Source organism: Neorhizobium sp. LMR1-1-1.1, from assembly GCF_040675795.1.
Lineage (GTDB): Bacteria > Pseudomonadota > Alphaproteobacteria > Rhizobiales > Rhizobiaceae > Neorhizobium > Neorhizobium cellulosilyticum.
In genome coordinates this window covers 723,963-739,426 of sequence record NZ_JBEGHE010000001.1, presented here as the reverse complement: position 1 = coordinate 739,426, position 15,464 = coordinate 723,963, and the positions used below count along the sequence as shown (strand labels likewise).

Here is a 15,464-nt window from a genome sequence, read left to right as displayed (position 1 = left end):
CAACACAGCCTCAGCGACACAAGGAAAGGATCGTGTCATGCCAAGCCCCGTCTCGGATTTCCCCGCCGCCGCCCCGCAGGATGCCGCCGAACACTTTTCCCGCAAGCTCGCCTTCGAAGCGGACTGCTGGGACGTGCATGCCTCTTTCGCCTCGGGCACAGTCGATTTCGTCCTGCTCGATGTACGCGCTCCCGCACTCTTCGCCCGGGCGCATGTTCCGGGCGCACTCAATCTGCCCCACGGCAAGATGACCGCACGTAAGATGTCGCAATGGCCGGCGGATACCTTGTTTGTCGTCTATTGCGCCGGGCCTCATTGCAACGGCGCGGACAAGGCCGCGCTACGCCTCTCCCGCCTCGGCCTTTCGGTCAAGGTGATGATCGGCGGCATGACCGGTTGGGCCGATGAAGGCTTCGTCTATGACGCCGCTACAGCGGCATGACGAGGAAGGAACGGCTGCGGAGTTGCAGTGCCCGCAGCCGTTTCCTGACAAAAAGCAGGAAGAGCGAACAGAATCCCAGCGGACCGAATAAAAAAATCAACCCTATGCTGCACTGCAGCAAGTCATCCACTCCGCTGTACTCGCCGGAGATGAAGTGTCGGGCAAACAATGAATTTTAGCCACATCTTTTACGAGCAAATGCCCAATATTCGATGTTTTGCTCAAAAAACAACTACAACAGCATAATGAACCTGCAAGCAAATAATGCAGCATCGAGAGCATTTTAACTCACAATTAGTTCAACCCTGACAATATTTTAGCGCGGCATCCTGACACGTCTCGTAAGACGGCAGCGAGCTGATGTGTTGGGCAAACTAAATGGTGTGCATTATGGCATTTCGAGATATGGCTATTTCGAAGAAACTCGGTCTAGTCACCGTCGTGATGGGCCTTTCTTCCCTGATTATTGCGGGCGTTGCGGCGTCTGGCCTGTTCGGCCTTCAGAAAGCAATGATTTCCGTCGGCGCCCGCGAGGAAGTCGCCCGCGAGGCGATGGACCTGCGCGTCGATATCATTGCCATCAGCCGCATGACCTACCAGCTGGCGGCAGCGCCGGACAAGGCGAAGGATTTTCGCGCGGATGCCGAAAAACGCGCCGGCGAAATGCTCGCCCGCCTGCCGAAGATCGAAGCCACCGCCGATGCCGCCGAAAAGGATCAGCTGAAGGCGATCCGCGGCGCTCTCGACAGCTATTTCACTTCGATCCGCGGCATGGTCGATATCGCCGAAAAGAACCCGGCAGATACGGCCGCGATCACCGGCGGACTGAAGGCCGCACTGGATGGCCAGAAGGCCGTCACGGACACGGTCAAGGTCTACAGCACCTATTCCGGCAAGTCGCTGGCCGAAGCGCGCGAAGCCGCCGTCGCCTCCTCGACGACCGCCATCCTGATTTCGGCAATCTCCGCCATCATCTTCATCGTCATCGGCGCTGCAATCAGCCTGATGGTTGCGACCCGCGGCATCGTCAGCCCGATCCGTTCGCTGACCCAGGCCATGACCCGCCTCGCCAATGGCGAACTCGACAACCTCAAGATTGATGCCGCCCGCAAGGACGAGATCGGCGAGATGGCCCGCGCGGTCGAAGTCTTCCGCACCAATGCGCTCGCCATGAACGAACTCAAGGCCCAGGAAGCCGCCCTGCATCGCAACAGCAGCGACCTGCAGTCGAGCATCTCCACCGTCGTTGCCTCCGCCGTCGCCGGCGACTTCTCCGGCCGCATCTCCAAGGACTACCAGAACGAAGATCTCAACCGCTTCGCCTCGGGCGTCAATGAGTTGGTCGGAAGCGTCGACGCCGCCACCACCGAAGTCCGCCGCGTTATCGCCGCGCTCGCCGATGCCGACCTGACGCAAAGCATGAACGGCCAGTTCCAGGGCGCGTTCGCCGAACTGCAGACCAACGTCAATAATACGATGGTGCGCCTGCGCGGCACGATGAACAATGTCCGCGGCGCAGCCGGCACGATCAACAACAACTCCGCCGAACTGTCGTCGGCCGCTAACGATCTGTCGAAGCGCACGGAACAGCAGGCAGCCGCGCTTGAAGAAACCGCAGCCGCTCTCGACGAGATCACCGCGACCGTCCGCGCCGCCTCTTCGCGCGCCACTGAGGCCCGCGACATGGTGCATGCCACCAAGCAGAGCGCCACGAAGTCCGGCGACATCGTCCGCTCGGCCGTCACCGCCATGGGTCGCATCGAGGATTCATCCAGCAAGATCAGCCAGATCATCGGCGTGATCGACGAAATTGCCTTCCAGACCAACCTGCTCGCGCTCAATGCCGGCGTCGAGGCTGCCCGTGCGGGTGAAGCCGGTCGTGGCTTTGCCGTCGTCGCACAGGAAGTCCGCGAACTGGCACAGCGCTCTGCAAACGCCGCCAAGGAAATCAAGACCCTGATCAGCGCGTCTGCTGCCGAAGTCGAAGGCGGCGTGTCGCTCGTCCGTTCGACCGGCGACGCGCTGCTTGAGATCGAAGGCCTCGTCAACAAGGTCAACGAGCATGTGGAATCGATCGCAACTGCCGCCCGCGAACAGGCAACGGCGCTCGCCGAGATCAATTCCTCGGTCAACCACATGGACCAGATGACCCAGAAGAACGCAGCCATGGTCGAAGAGACCACTGCAGCCAGCGAAACGCTCGCAGAAGAAAGCCGCCAGCTGCAGCAGATCCTGTCGAGCTTCAAGCTCGGCGGCGCGGAAGCCGCCCCCGCTCGCGGCATGCGCTACGCAGCCTGACGGCATCACGCATCAGACATGAGAAAGCCCGGCAATGCCGGGCTTTTTTCGTTGTGGCAAACCACATCCTCCACAGCACCAGCCGCCAACAGAAATTGCAAAAGACAACTACCGGATGAGACCAACCGCCGCACTTGATCGAGATCACTCTCACTCGGCAAACGCCGCGCTAGTCAGCGCACCCTAATGCGCGCTGCACACATGAGGAGGGTGGCAGCATGTTGAACACAGCCACCCCAACCATGGATCTCAGATGAACGCGAACGTCCCTCCGTCCTCCACCAGCACAGCAACACCAACCGAACACGCGGCAGCCTCGCATGGCGGCCACGGCAATCCCGCCGTCGTCGGCCTCGCCGGCTTCGGCATGACCACCATTGTCCTTCAGTTCCACAATGTCGGCTGGGCATCGCTCGGACCGGTCATCTGGATGGGCCTGATCTTCGGCGGCCTGGCCCAGCTGATCGCTGGCCTGCACGAAGGCAAGATCGGCAACAATTTCGGCTATAGCGCCTTCACTGCCTATGGCTGCTTCTGGATCGCCCTTTGCCTGATCCAGATCGGCAATGCGATGGGCCTCTTCGCAGTCAGCGAAACCGATCTCGGCTGGTTCCTAGTCATCTGGGCAATCTATACCGCCATCATGACCCCCGGCGCGATGCGCGCCAGCACTGGCCTCGGTCTGGTCTTCATCACACTGTTCATCGGCTTCGTTCTGCTGGTCATCGGCCATTTCGGACCGCATGTCTTCAACGTCATCGCCGGTTACGAACTGATGGTCTGCGGCGCGCTGGCGCTCTATGTCATGGCGCACCAGATCTACAAGGACGCCTTCGGCCGTGACGTGCTGCCGGTCGGCAAGCCGATGATCTGAACAAGATCCACCGAGACTACCGACATTGCACGGCCTCGTCTTTTTTCAAGGACGGGGCCATTTTTGTATCATCCGGCGCCGGCGACGCCTGCCAGCCCCTCGTCTCCAAAATCCTCATCGAGAAGATCCAGCATCGAGCGCAAAGCGCGCGTCACATGCCGCTCGAAATGATAGGCGGCTGAAAATCGCCGTAGCGGCATGGGAAAATCCACCACATGCAGCCGGCCGGCCATCGAGTGAAACTGCGTTGCACGGCTGGAAAGCACGGTCGCAGAAAGCCCCGCCTCCACCGCCGCCATCGCCGCCTCGTTTGACGGCATTTCAAGCACGACGGAAAGCGCCTGCGGATCGAGACCGAGGCTAGAAAGCTGGCTCTCGAAGGCGGCTCTCGTTCCCGACCCGGCTTCGCGCATGATCCAGTTGGTTTCCAGAAGATCACTCGCCACAAGTTTTCGCCCATCCGCCCAGGCATGGCGACGGCCGACGACGAGCACAAGTCGATCCTCCGCCACGGTCGAGCGCTGCAGGTCAGGAACCACGACCTCCCCCTCGACCACGGCAAGATCCGCCTCACCTCTCACTACCGCCTCAACGGCACTCTGCGTATTGCCGACGATCAGCCGCAGGTCGACGCGCGGAAAACGCTCGTGATAGGCAACCAGCCGGGAGGGAAGCCAATAGCTCGCCACCGTCTGGCTAGCATGGACGCGCAGAACGCCGGAAGCAGAGCCACCGAGATCGGCAAGCGCCAGCTCGGCCGCCCGCGCCCGCTCCATCACCGCCCGCGCCTCATCGACGAAAAGACGGCCCGCTTCCGTTAGTCCGATACGCCGTCCGACCCGGTCGAACAGAATAACGCCATGGCGCGCTTCCAGCGCCGAGATCGCGGCACTGACAGCCGACTGCGTGAGATGGAGCGTTTCTGCTGCGCGCGTCACATGCTCAAGCCGCGCAACCTCCAGAAATATCTTCAATTGTTCCAGCGTCATCAGCAAACCATTCGATTTTATCGAACAATACCACAAAACTTATGAGTTGGATTTGTTCTTTCGCGAAATGGAGAATGACATTCGAGAATCCCGTGATTTTGTGGAATTTTATCAATGTCGTTTTCCGATTGGGCAGAACGCCCTTACTCATCGCTATCCGGACTGAAGCCGCTTCTGCCCGGTCTTGCGCTGACGGCAACGACCGCTGCAGTAGCGCTGGCGATTAGGTCCGCAACCGGCTGGATGGCCCTCAGTCCGCTCATTCTCTCCATCATCCTCGGCATGCTTATCCGCAATACCATCGCCCTGCCGCAGATCGTCGAAACCGGCATCCAGTTCTCGCTGAAGCGCATCCTGAGAGCAGGCATCATTCTGCTTGGCCTGCAGGTCACGATAGCCCAGATCCTGTCACTCGGCGGCTCGGCCCTCATCATGGTGACATTGACGCTGGTGACAACCTTCCTTGCCATGCGCCTAGCCGGCAAGCTGATAGGCGTCGACCGTCAATTGACGGATTTGATTGCAGCCGGAACCTCGGTCTGTGGCGCCTCGGCCGTCATCGCCGCCAATACCGTCGTGCGCGGCAGGCAGGAACATGTCGCTTATGCCGTGGCCTGCGTAACCCTCTTCGGTTCGATTTCGATGATCGCCTACCCGCTGCTGGCCGTACCGCTAGGTCTGGACGAACGCGCCTACGGCCTCTGGTCGGGCGCAACCATCCACGAAGTTGCGCAGGTCGTCGCGGCATCGTTTCAGGCGGGTGATGTGGCCGGCCAGTTCGGCACGATTTCCAAGCTGACACGCGTCGTCCTGCTCGCGCCGCTGATCATGACGCTGGCGATCGCGATGCGTTCGGACGCAGGCGCAGACACGGGCGAAGGCCAGCGCGTCTCGACACCCATGCCGTGGTTCGTCCTGGGCTTTATTGCGATGATGCTGGTGAATAGTGCTGTTTCTATCCCGGCCGACATGAGCCGCCACATCGTGATGCTGACCAACTTCCTGCTGTCCATGGCGCTTGCTGCAATGGGACTGCAGGCAAATATCGGTAAACTGCGTGCTGAGGGATGGCGACCGCTGGCGCTGGGCGCATTCGGCTGGATTTTCATCGCAGCCTTCGGCTATGCCACACTGAAGCTCTTCGGCTTCTGATCAGCCACCCGCGAGCGGGTGGCTTCGAACACTTTGGAAATCCGGGTCAGCAGGGTTTGGGCGTGTCGTGCGCGTGCTCATCCTCACGAATGGCCTCGCCGTGATACCAGCAAGTATCCACCACGGAGAAAATCACCTCCTTGGAAGAAGCCGGCGCTGTCAGCCCGTTATCGAGACGTCTCCGCTGCATCAGGGGAAACTCATAAATTTTTGCTGTTTCACGATGGATGCCTGCCATCAATCGCCTCCTGAAAGACTGCATCACATTGGACAGGCACATATTCTGCCTATTATTTAATCCAATTGCTGCATTTTACATCATTCCGATGATTTCCGCCAGCGGAGATTGTAATCAAATAACTTTGCACAACGCCGCACGCCGTTAACCCGGATAAACGTTGACGCACCCTCCTGAGTTCCGGAGGAGGGAGTCTATCTTCGAATTCGGCTTGTTTGTTAAGCAAATCCAAACAAGACGGCTTGTCGAAAACGGCCCATTTGAGCGGCAGTGACATTTTTTTCATCGCCGCCGGCTCACGCAGGCGCAAACTGGCACGCAGCATGCATTCATTTGTTTAAGCCCGGGATGCTGGCCTTGATGAAAGGCGTCCTCGGATTGGCTCAACGATGAACACTACGGCCTGAGAGACAAAACATGACCAAGTATAAGCTCGAGTACATCTGGCTGGACGGCTACACTCCCGTCCCGAACCTGCGCGGCAAGACGCAGATCAAGGAATTCGATTCTTTCCCGACGCTCGAGCAGCTTCCGCTTTGGGGCTTTGACGGTTCCTCGACGATGCAGGCTGAAGGCCGTTCGTCTGACTGCGTTCTGAAGCCTGTCGCAATCTACCCCGATCCGGCCCGCACCAACGGTGCTCTGGTCATGTGCGAAGTCATGATGCCGGACGGCGTTACCCCGCATTCGTCCAACAGCCGCGCAACCATCCTCGACGACGAAGATGCATGGTTCGGTTTCGAGCAGGAATACTTTTTCTACCAGGACGGACGCCCGCTCGGCTTCCCGGAACAGGGTTACCCGGCTCCGCAGGGCCCGTACTACACCGGCGTCGGCTACAAGAATGTCGGTTCGGTTGCCCGCGAAATCGTTGAAGAGCACCTCGACCTGTGCCTCGAAGCCGGCATCAACCACGAAGGCATCAACGCCGAAGTGGCCAAGGGCCAGTGGGAATTCCAGATTTTCGGCAAGGGCTCCAAGCGCGCCGCCGACCAGATCTGGATGGCTCGTTACCTCCTGCTCCGCCTTTGCGAACAGTACGGCATCGACGTCGAATTCCACTGCAAGCCGCTCGGCGACACCGACTGGAACGGCTCGGGCATGCACTGCAACTTCTCGACCAAGTACATGCGCGAAGTTGGCGGCAAGGAATATTTCGAAGCCCTCATGGCTCAGTTCGAAACGAACCTTCAGGACCACATCGACGTTTACGGCCCGGACAACCATCTGCGTCTGACCGGCAAGCACGAAACTGCTCCGTGGAACAAGTTCTCCTACGGCGTTGCTGACCGTGGCGCTTCGATCCGCGTTCCGCATTCCTTCGTCAACAACGGCTACAAGGGTTACCTCGAAGACCGTCGTCCGAACTCCCAGGGCTGCCCTTACCAGATCGCTTCCCAGGTTCTGAAGACGATCTCGGAAGTCCCGACCGCAAAGTCGGCTGCTGCCTGATAAAAGTCCTCCCAAGGATAAACGGAAACGCCGGCTTCAAGCCGGCGTTTTCGTTTTTGCTCAGGCTGTTGACAGCAGCAGCTATTGCCCGTCTCAGTGGAACCTATGGAAGAATATTCAGCAACTTGGCGAGCAAGCCCAGTCCATCATGTTTTTGTGCTGCTCGGCACATTGCTGGCTGGGCGACGCCTGCACCCGGGCATTGCCGCAGACATTGGGCCTTATCTGGATGGGGCCATACCTGATCACGTTGTAACGATCAGACACATCTCTGGGAAAACAATTGGGCGGCGTAAAGGCTATTACGAAATCCAGATTGAGGGACCAAAGCTGAGCGGAGGCTGGTACTTCTCATCCGGACAACTGGAAAAGCTGGCGAATTTGGCAACGCACGCAGACAGCAACCCTGCCAATATTACGCCCGCACCCGTAGCCCATTCATGAACAGCTGCTCCAGAAACCGCGCAGCATCCTCGAATCGACCGTCGCCGGAATGCGCCTGCCCGAGCACCGCCCTCACCTGCACATCGAAATCGGCATAATGCTGCGTGGTCGACCAGATCGAGAAGATCAGGTGATAGGGATCGCATCTGGCGATCTTGCCGGCACGCGCCCAGGTCCGGATAACCTCGGCCTTTTCATCCACCAGCTCTTTCAGCGGCCCCTTCAGCTCGTCCTCGATACGCGGCGCGCCCTGCAGGATTTCATTGGCGAAAAGCCTGCTTTCCCTCGGGAAATCACGCGCCATCTCCAGCTTGCGACGAATATAGGAGCGGATTTCGCTTTCCGGCTCACCTGCCGCGTCAAAGACCCTAAGCGGCTCCAGCCATGTGGTTAGGACCCGGTCGATCAATTGCCGGTGGATGGCTTCCTTGGTGCGGAAATAATAAAGAAGATTAGGCTTCGACATGCCAGCCGCCTCGGCAATCTGATCGATCGTAGAGCCGCGGAAACCGTTCACCGAGAATACGTCCAAAGCAGCCTCCAGGATGCGCTCTTCCTTCTCCTCCTGGATGCGCGTGCGCCGCTGCGTCTTCGCGGCCCTCGGAATAGCCATGCCGTCTTATGCCCTTGTGGTTACCCGCCGCCCAATCCTCGAAAACATTCGAAGCGTGACGATTTTCAGCTTGAGTGCGGCTGGGGAAATTGTAAGCTTTTACCAAGCGGTTAAATTATCGGCGACAAGCGGCTCAAACGCAATGCCGATCTTCCGGCCTCAAGGCCGGACGAGGCCCATGGGAACGAACAGATTTGCTGCCGGTCGGCAGAGCATAAACAGATAAGGAATTTCAAAATGGTGGCAGCACCGGGCGAGAACTTGCGCGTCAACGGCGACCGTCTCTGGGACATGTTGATGGATATGGCAAAGATCGGCCCCGGCATTGCCGGCGGCAACAATCGCCAGACCCTGACGGATGCCGATGGCGAAGGCCGCCATCTTTTCAAGCGCTGGTGTGAAGCGGCCGGCATGACGGTCGGCGTCGACAAGATGGGCACGATGTTCGCCACCCGCCCCGGTTCGGACCCGGATGCCCTGCCCGTCTATATCGGCTCCCATCTCGACACCCAGCCGACCGGAGGCAAGTTCGACGGCGTGCTCGGCGTTCTGGCCGGTCTTGAAGTCGTCCGCTCGATGAACGACCTCGGCATCAAGACGAAACACCCGATCGTCGTCACCAATTGGGCCAACGAGGAAGGCGCGCGTTTTGCGCCTGCCATGCTCGCCTCAGGCGTTTTTGCCGGCGTCCATACGATCGATTATGCCTATGGCCGCAAGGATCCCGAAGGCAAAGCCTATGGTGATGAGCTGAAGCGCATCGGTTGGCTGGGCGATGAGGAAGTCGGTGCGCGAAAGATGCACGCCTATTTCGAATATCATATCGAACAGGGCCCGATCCTCGAAGCTGAAGACAAGCAGATCGGCGTGGTCACCCATTGTCAGGGCCTTTGGTGGCTGGAATTCACGCTAACCGGCAAGGAAGCCCATACCGGCTCCACCCCGATGGCGATGCGCGTCAACGCCGGCCTCGCCTTTGGCCGTATCATGGAGAAGGTGCAGGAGATCGCCATGGCCGAACAGCCCGGCGCGGTCGCCGGCGTCGGCCAGGCCTTTTTCACCCCGAACTCCCGCAACGTGCTGCCCGGCAAGGTGGTCTTCACCGTCGACCTGCGCACGCCGAGCCAGGAAAAACTCGACCGCATGCGCGCAAAGATCGAGGCAGCAGCGACGGAAGTCTGTGAAGCCCTCGGCGTCGGCTGCTCGGTCGAAGCTGTCGGCCATTTCGATCCGGTCACTTTTGATCCGACACTGGTCGGCCGTGTTCGCGGTGCCGCGGAAAAACTCGGCTACAGCCACATGGACATTATCTCCGGCGCCGGCCACGACGCCTGCTGGGCTGCAAAGCTTGCCCCGACCACGATGATCTTCTGCCCCTGCGTCGACGGACTGTCGCATAACGAGGCCGAGGAAATCTCGAAGGACTGGGCCGCCGCCGGCTGCGACGTGCTCTTCCACGCTGTTGTCGAGACGGCGGAGATCGTCGAGTGACCGTCACGATTGCCATTGAGCAGCCGAAACAGCCTGACGTCGCAGCCCTGATCGGACTGTCTGACGACTACATGGCATCGCTTTATCCGCCCGAAGGCAATTTCGCCGTCGATCTCGATGCCTTGTCCCAGCCTGACATTTCCTTCCTCGTTGCAAGGCTCGACGGCAAGGCGGTCGGCTGCGGCGGCATCAAATGGTTCTCCGACGGCAGTGCTGAGCTAAAGCGCATCTTCGTTCATGACGAAGCACGCGGCCACGGTATCGGCCGTAAGATCATAGCCGAACTGGAGGCGCAGGCAACCGCGCGCAATGTCACCCGGCTCTATCTCGAAACCGGCCCGCTGAATGTAGAAGCCGTTCGGCTATACGAAGCGCTCGGTTACCAAACCTGCGGCCCGTTTGCGGACTACGAGGAAAATCCGCACAGCCTGTTCATGACGAAGGATCTCAAACAGCGGGAGGCCGCCGAATGAGCGCCTTCTTCGCATCGAAACCGAAAATAAAACGATCACCACCCGAGATGTTCAGTCCCTGAGGTCCTCGATCTCGGGCGATTGACTGCGGCACACGATAAGGGGAACAACCATGGCCACAGTAATCAAGAACGGAACCATCGTTACCGCCGACCTGACCTACAAGGCGGATTTGAAGATAGACGGCGGCAAGATCGTCGAGATCGGCCCGGACCTTGCGGGCGACGAAACGCTCGACGCCACCGGCTGTTATGTCATGCCGGGCGGCATCGATCCGCATGTTCACCTCGAAATGCCCTTCATGGGCACCTATTCCGCCGACGATTTCGATAGCGGCACCCGCGCAGCCCTTGCCGGCGGCACGACCATGGTGGTCGATTTCTGTCTTCCCGATCCCGGCCAGTCCATGCTGGATGCCCTGAAGCGCTGGGACAACAAGGCGACCCGCGCGCACTGCGACTATTCCTTCCATATGGCAGTCACCTGGTGGAGCGGGCAGGTCTTCAACGAGATGCAGACCGTCGTTCAGGAAAAAGGCATCAACACCTTCAAGCACTTCATGGCCTACAAGGGCTCGCTGATGGTCAACGATGACGAGATGTTCGCCTCGTTCTCGCGCTGCGCCGAGCTTGGCGCGCTGCCCCTCGTCCATGCCGAAAACGGCGATGTCGTTGCCGCCATGCAGCAGAAATTGATGGACGAAGGCAATAACGGCCCGGAAGCCCACGCCTATTCACGCCCCGCTTCCGTCGAGGGCGAAGCCACAAACCGCGCCATCATCATCGCCGACATGGCAGGCGTGCCGCTCTATGTCGTCCATACCTCCTGCGAACAGGCGCATGAGGCGATCCGTCGGGCGCGCCAGAATGGCATGCGGGTCTATGGCGAACCGCTGATCCAGCACCTGACGCTCGATGAAAGCGAATATTTCGACAAGGACTGGGATCACTCTGCCCGCCGCGTCATGTCGCCCCCCTTCCGCAACAAGCAGCATCAGGACTCACTCTGGGCCGGCCTCGCATCGGGTTCGCTGCAATGCGTGGCAACCGACCACTGCGCCTTCACCACCGACCAGAAGCGTTACGGCGTCGGCGATTTCAGAAAAATTCCGAACGGCACCGGTGGTCTGGAAGATCGCCTTCCCATGCTCTGGACCTACGGCGTCGCTAACGGCCGCATCACCATGAACGAATTCGTCGCCGTCACCTCGACCAATATAGCGAAAATCCTCAATCTTTATCCGAGAAAGGGCGCAATCCTCGTTGGGGCCGATGCCGATCTCGTCGTGCTCGATCCGAAGAAGTCGAAGACGATCTCGGCCAAAACCCAGCAATCGGCGATCGATTACAACGTCTTCGAGGGCAAGCAGGTCACCGGCCTGCCGCGCTACACCCTCTCGCGTGGTGTTGTCGTCGTCGAGGACGGCACGATGAAAAGCCGCGAAGGCCACGGCCAGTTCGTCGCCCGCGAGCCCTATCCGGCGGTCAGCAAGGCGCTCTCCACCTGGAAGGACCTAACCGCACCGCGCAAGGTCGAACGAACGGGGATCCCGGCAAGCGGGGTGTGATCGTGACATGGCTGAGAACAATTTCTCCGTCGTTTCCGCGAAAAAACTCGGCCTGACTTTCGAGACGAGCGACGGGCCGGTCCATGCTCTGTCCGATGTCGATCTGGAGGTGAAGCGGGGCGATTTCGTCTCCTTCATCGGCCCGTCCGGCTGCGGCAAGACGACATTCCTGCGCGTCATCGCCGATCTCGAAAGCGCCACTTCGGGCGAAATCACCGTCAACGGCATGACGCCGGAAAACGCCCGAAAGTCGCGGTCCTATGGCTATGTCTTCCAGGCACCGGCGCTTTATCCCTGGCGCACGATCGAAAAGAATATCGCGCTGCCGCTGGAGATCATGAATTACTCGGCAACGCAGCGGAAGGAACGCATTGACCGCACCCTCGATCTCGTCAATCTTGCAGGCTTCGGCAAAAAATACCCGTGGCAGCTCTCCGGCGGCATGCAGCAACGCGCCTCGATCGCGAGAGCTCTGGCCTTCGACGCCGATCTCCTGCTGATGGACGAACCTTTTGGCGCACTGGACGAAATCGTTCGCGACCATTTGAACGAACAGCTTCTGAAACTCTGGGCACGCACGGAAAAGACGATCTGCTTCGTCACCCATTCGATCCCCGAGGCGGTCTACCTATCGACGAAAATAGTCGTCATGTCCCCTCGCCCCGGCCGGGTAACGGATGTGATCACCTCGACACTGCCAAAGGACCGCCCGCTGGAAATCCGCGAGACACCGGAGTTTCTCGCGATAGCCCATAGGGTCCGGGAAGGTTTGAGAGCGGGGCATAGTTATGAGGAGTGATCTTTCCCGCACGTCAGCGAGCGATACCCCCCTCTGCCCTGCCGGGCATCTCCCCCACAAAGGGGGAGATCGGATGGGCTTTCACTCGCCACTCCATCGGAAGCCTTTGAATACCGCGCGGTATTGTCTTGGGGCCGTGAGCCCGCTGCTTGTGATCTCCCCCCTTGTGGGGGAGATGCCCGGCAGGGCAGAGGGGGGTGAGCCACAGGGCGGCACCATAGGCAAGCTGACGGGAGGCCATTCATGACCCCCGCCTTCCTCCTTTGGCTCACCGGCGCCATGGCAACCTTCCTCGCGGCCGCCACCGCCTCTCGCGCCTACATCACCTCCAGCAACATCGTCCTGCTGATCCTGTCGCTGGCGCTCTACTGTGTCGGCAACCTGATGATGGTGAAGCTGATGCGTGAAGGCGGGCTGGGTCTGGCGATCTCGGTCTCGGCGATTGCTCAATTGCTGCTCATCAACCTCATCGCCTTCGCCCTTTTCGGCGAACGCCTCACAGCCACCCAGATGGCCGGCGTAGGCCTCGGTGTCGTCGCCATGGTGCTGATGCTGTTTCCGGTCGGAGCGAAAAGCTGATGGAACGGGAAAAACTCATCCAACATCGGATCATGCCCGTCACGGTGATCGTGCTCGCCATCATCGCCATCTGGTATGTCGGCGCTTACTTCATGAACGCCCCCTTCCAGCGCGATCTCGACCGCCGCGCCAACGTCACCTCGACGGCGATCGAGTTCCTCCAAAAGACCATGTCGCAGCCGAAGCCAACGCTTCCCGCCCCGCATCAGGTGGCCTCGAACGTTTTCGAAAACACCTTTCTCAGAAAGGTCACTTCCAACCGCAGCCTCGTCTACCACGCCTGGGTCACGCTATCGTCCACCGCCGTTGGCTTCACGCTGGGCACCCTTCTCGGCATCCTGATTGCCGTCGGCATCGTCCATGTAAAGGCGCTGGATCGCAGCCTGATGCCCTGGATCATCGCCTCGCAAATGGTACCGATCCTCGCCATCGCCCCGATGGTCATCGTCGTGCTCGGCGCGGTCAACATCACAGGCCTTCTGCCCAAGGCGCTGATCTCGACCTATCTTTCCTTCTTCCCCGTCGCGGTCGGCATGGTGAAGGGCCTGCGCTCGCCGGAACTCATTCAGCTCGACCTGATGCGCACCTATAATGCCAGCGTCGCCCTGACGTTCTGGAAGCTTCGCGTCCCCGCCTCCGTGCCTTTCCTGTTCACCTCGATGAAAGTGGCGATCGCAGCCAGCCTCGTCGGCGCGATTGTCGGCGAACTGCCGACAGGGGCTGTGGCAGGCATCGGCTCCAAACTGCTCGCCGGCGCCTATTACAGCCAGACGATAGACATCTGGGCAGCCCTGATAGCAGGCTCGGTGCTTGCAGCCCTTCTGGTCGCCATCGTCGCACTGATCGGCAAGCTCGTTGAACGGGCGATGGGTGCAAAGCCGGAAAGGAGGCAGGCATGACGATCCTGAAACGCTCCTGGCAATCCTGGTTGGCACTCGCCCTTATCCTTGCGGCACTGGCAACCTTGCCCCTCCTCTCAGCCGAAGCACCGATTGCCTACAAGCCGATCCGGATGTTCTCCATCTTCGTCCTGACGATCGGCGCAACCGTCGTCTCCCTCCTTTCCCTGCCGCCCGTCTTCGTCGCAGTGACCCTCCTCGTCTGCGCTCATTTCTCTACCGGTCTGCTGATCTCACGCCTTGCCGGAAACGAGGGAATGGCCTCTACGGCCTTCTTCCTCATCCTCGCGGCCAACTGGCTGCTGGCTTGGCGCTGCGTCAGCATCCTCTCCGAACTCCGGATTCGCTCCAGGGCGATAGACAGCCTCCTACGCCTCATCATCCCGGCAATCTTCGGCGCCTGGATCCTCATCCTCTGGGAAGCGGCAACCCGCGGGCTTGGCATCCCCTTCATCATCCTGCCACCGCCATCCGCCATCGGCGCCCGGTTTGCGTCGTCTATCCCGACGCTCTGGGCGGATGTGCAGCAGACCGTCTTCAAGGCCGTCATCTTCGGTTATCTTGTCGGCTGCGCATCCGGCTTTGCGGTAGCGATCCTTGCCGATCGCATCGCGTTTTTCCGCCGCGGCTTGTTGCCGATCGCCAATCTCATGTCGGCGCTGCCGATCATCGGTGTCGCGCCGATCATGGTCATGTGGTTCGGCTTCGACTGGCAGTCCAAGGCTGCCGTCGTCATCGTCATGACCTTTTTCCCCATGCTGGTGAACACCATCGCCGGCTTAAGTGCAGCAGGCTCGATGGAACGCGACCTGATGCGCTCCTACGCATCGGATTACTGGCAGACGCTGACAAAGCTCAGGCTTCCCGCTGCCATGCCCTTCATCTTCAACGCGCTCAAGATCAATTCGACGCTGGCGCTGATCGGCGCGATCGTTGCGGAATTCTTCGGCACGCCGATCGTCGGCATGGGCTTCCGTATCTCAACCGAAATCGGTCGCATGAATGTCGACATGGTCTGGGCCGAAATCACGGTTGCAGCGATTGTCGGATCGATCTTTTATGGTGTGGTCGCGCTGGGAGAGCGGGCACTGACATTCTGGCATCCGTCTAACCGTGGGGGTTAGGCGCAACGAACCGCTTGGCGTAACATCGCA

General features: G+C 59.9%; 15 protein-coding genes. 12 read left to right on the top strand and 3 right to left on the bottom strand.

The features are described 5' to 3' along the window. Positions 1-37 precede the first annotated feature (37 nt). The 3 genes from MRBLMR1_RS03360 (at position 38) to MRBLMR1_RS03350 (ending at position 3,614) form a co-directional block, all read left to right on the top strand. Positions 38-442, top strand: a complete 405-nt coding sequence (locus tag MRBLMR1_RS03360) for a rhodanese-like domain-containing protein (protein ID WP_148145773.1) — start codon at positions 38-40, stop codon at positions 440-442. A gap of 390 nt (positions 443-832) precedes the next feature. Further along, positions 833-2,740, top strand: a complete 1,908-nt coding sequence (locus MRBLMR1_RS03355; RefSeq protein WP_148145774.1) for a methyl-accepting chemotaxis protein — start codon at positions 833-835, stop codon at positions 2,738-2,740. Positions 2,741-2,993: 253 nt separating this feature from the next. After that, the gene (locus tag MRBLMR1_RS03350) at positions 2,994-3,614 is read left to right on the top strand and encodes an acetate uptake transporter (protein ID WP_148145775.1); all 621 of its coding nucleotides are present in this window, start codon (positions 2,994-2,996) and stop codon (positions 3,612-3,614) included. Positions 3,615-3,682: 68 nt separating this feature from the next. Here MRBLMR1_RS03350 and MRBLMR1_RS03345 read toward each other — a convergent pair whose 3' ends face one another. Next, on the bottom strand, positions 3,683-4,603 hold the full coding sequence (locus MRBLMR1_RS03345; RefSeq protein ID WP_148145776.1) for a LysR family transcriptional regulator: 921 nt from the start codon (positions 4,601-4,603) through the stop codon (positions 3,683-3,685). 114 nt (positions 4,604-4,717) lie between these two features. Between MRBLMR1_RS03345 and MRBLMR1_RS03340 the strand changes: the two genes are divergently transcribed. Continuing rightward, the gene (locus MRBLMR1_RS03340; RefSeq protein WP_148145777.1) at positions 4,718-5,755 is read left to right on the top strand and encodes a YeiH family protein; all 1,038 of its coding nucleotides are present in this window, start codon (positions 4,718-4,720) and stop codon (positions 5,753-5,755) included. 46 nt (positions 5,756-5,801) lie between these two features. Here the strand turns inward: MRBLMR1_RS03340 and MRBLMR1_RS03335 are convergent, their stop codons facing one another. Continuing rightward, complete coding sequence (locus MRBLMR1_RS03335) at positions 5,802-5,993, bottom strand: DUF2735 domain-containing protein (protein ID WP_183685231.1); 192 nt, start codon at positions 5,991-5,993, stop codon at positions 5,802-5,804. 417 nt (positions 5,994-6,410) lie between these two features. Between MRBLMR1_RS03335 and MRBLMR1_RS03330 the strand changes: the two genes are divergently transcribed. After that, on the top strand, positions 6,411-7,445 hold the full coding sequence (locus tag MRBLMR1_RS03330; RefSeq protein WP_148145780.1) for a glutamine synthetase beta-grasp domain-containing protein: 1,035 nt from the start codon (positions 6,411-6,413) through the stop codon (positions 7,443-7,445). A gap of 415 nt (positions 7,446-7,860) precedes the next feature. Here MRBLMR1_RS03330 and MRBLMR1_RS03325 read toward each other — a convergent pair whose 3' ends face one another. After that, complete coding sequence (locus MRBLMR1_RS03325; RefSeq protein WP_148145781.1) at positions 7,861-8,502, bottom strand: TetR/AcrR family transcriptional regulator; 642 nt, start codon at positions 8,500-8,502, stop codon at positions 7,861-7,863. A gap of 237 nt (positions 8,503-8,739) precedes the next feature. Here MRBLMR1_RS03325 and MRBLMR1_RS03320 point away from each other — a divergent pair, with 237 nt between their 5' ends. The 7 genes from MRBLMR1_RS03320 (at position 8,740) to MRBLMR1_RS03290 (ending at position 15,434) form a co-directional block, all read left to right on the top strand. Then, complete coding sequence (locus MRBLMR1_RS03320; protein ID WP_210297829.1) at positions 8,740-9,993, top strand: Zn-dependent hydrolase; 1,254 nt, start codon at positions 8,740-8,742, stop codon at positions 9,991-9,993. After that, positions 9,990-10,466 carry a GNAT family N-acetyltransferase gene (locus MRBLMR1_RS03315; RefSeq protein WP_500063643.1) on the top strand — a complete coding sequence of 159 codons (477 nt, stop codon included), beginning with the start codon at positions 9,990-9,992 and terminating at the stop codon, positions 10,464-10,466. The genes MRBLMR1_RS03320 and MRBLMR1_RS03315 overlap by 4 nt, the downstream gene beginning before the upstream one ends. A gap of 112 nt (positions 10,467-10,578) precedes the next feature. Then, entirely contained in the window at positions 10,579-12,033 is a 1,455-nt protein-coding gene (gene hydA / locus MRBLMR1_RS03310; protein ID WP_148145782.1) for a dihydropyrimidinase, read from the top strand. A 7-nt stretch (positions 12,034-12,040) separates the two neighbouring features. Beyond that, positions 12,041-12,832: an ABC transporter ATP-binding protein gene (locus MRBLMR1_RS03305; RefSeq protein ID WP_148145783.1), complete on the top strand. Its 792-nt coding sequence runs from the start codon at positions 12,041-12,043 to the stop codon at positions 12,830-12,832. A 243-nt stretch (positions 12,833-13,075) separates the two neighbouring features. Then, a complete protein-coding gene (locus MRBLMR1_RS03300) occupies positions 13,076-13,411 on the top strand; it encodes a hypothetical protein (protein ID WP_148145785.1) in 336 nt (111 codons plus the stop codon). Further along, positions 13,411-14,310: an ABC transporter permease gene (locus MRBLMR1_RS03295; protein ID WP_148145786.1), complete on the top strand. Its 900-nt coding sequence runs from the start codon at positions 13,411-13,413 to the stop codon at positions 14,308-14,310. The genes MRBLMR1_RS03300 and MRBLMR1_RS03295 overlap by 1 nt, the downstream gene beginning before the upstream one ends. Then, a complete protein-coding gene (locus tag MRBLMR1_RS03290; protein WP_148145787.1) occupies positions 14,307-15,434 on the top strand; it encodes an ABC transporter permease in 1,128 nt (375 codons plus the stop codon). The genes MRBLMR1_RS03295 and MRBLMR1_RS03290 overlap by 4 nt, the downstream gene beginning before the upstream one ends. Positions 15,435-15,464 lie beyond the last annotated feature (30 nt).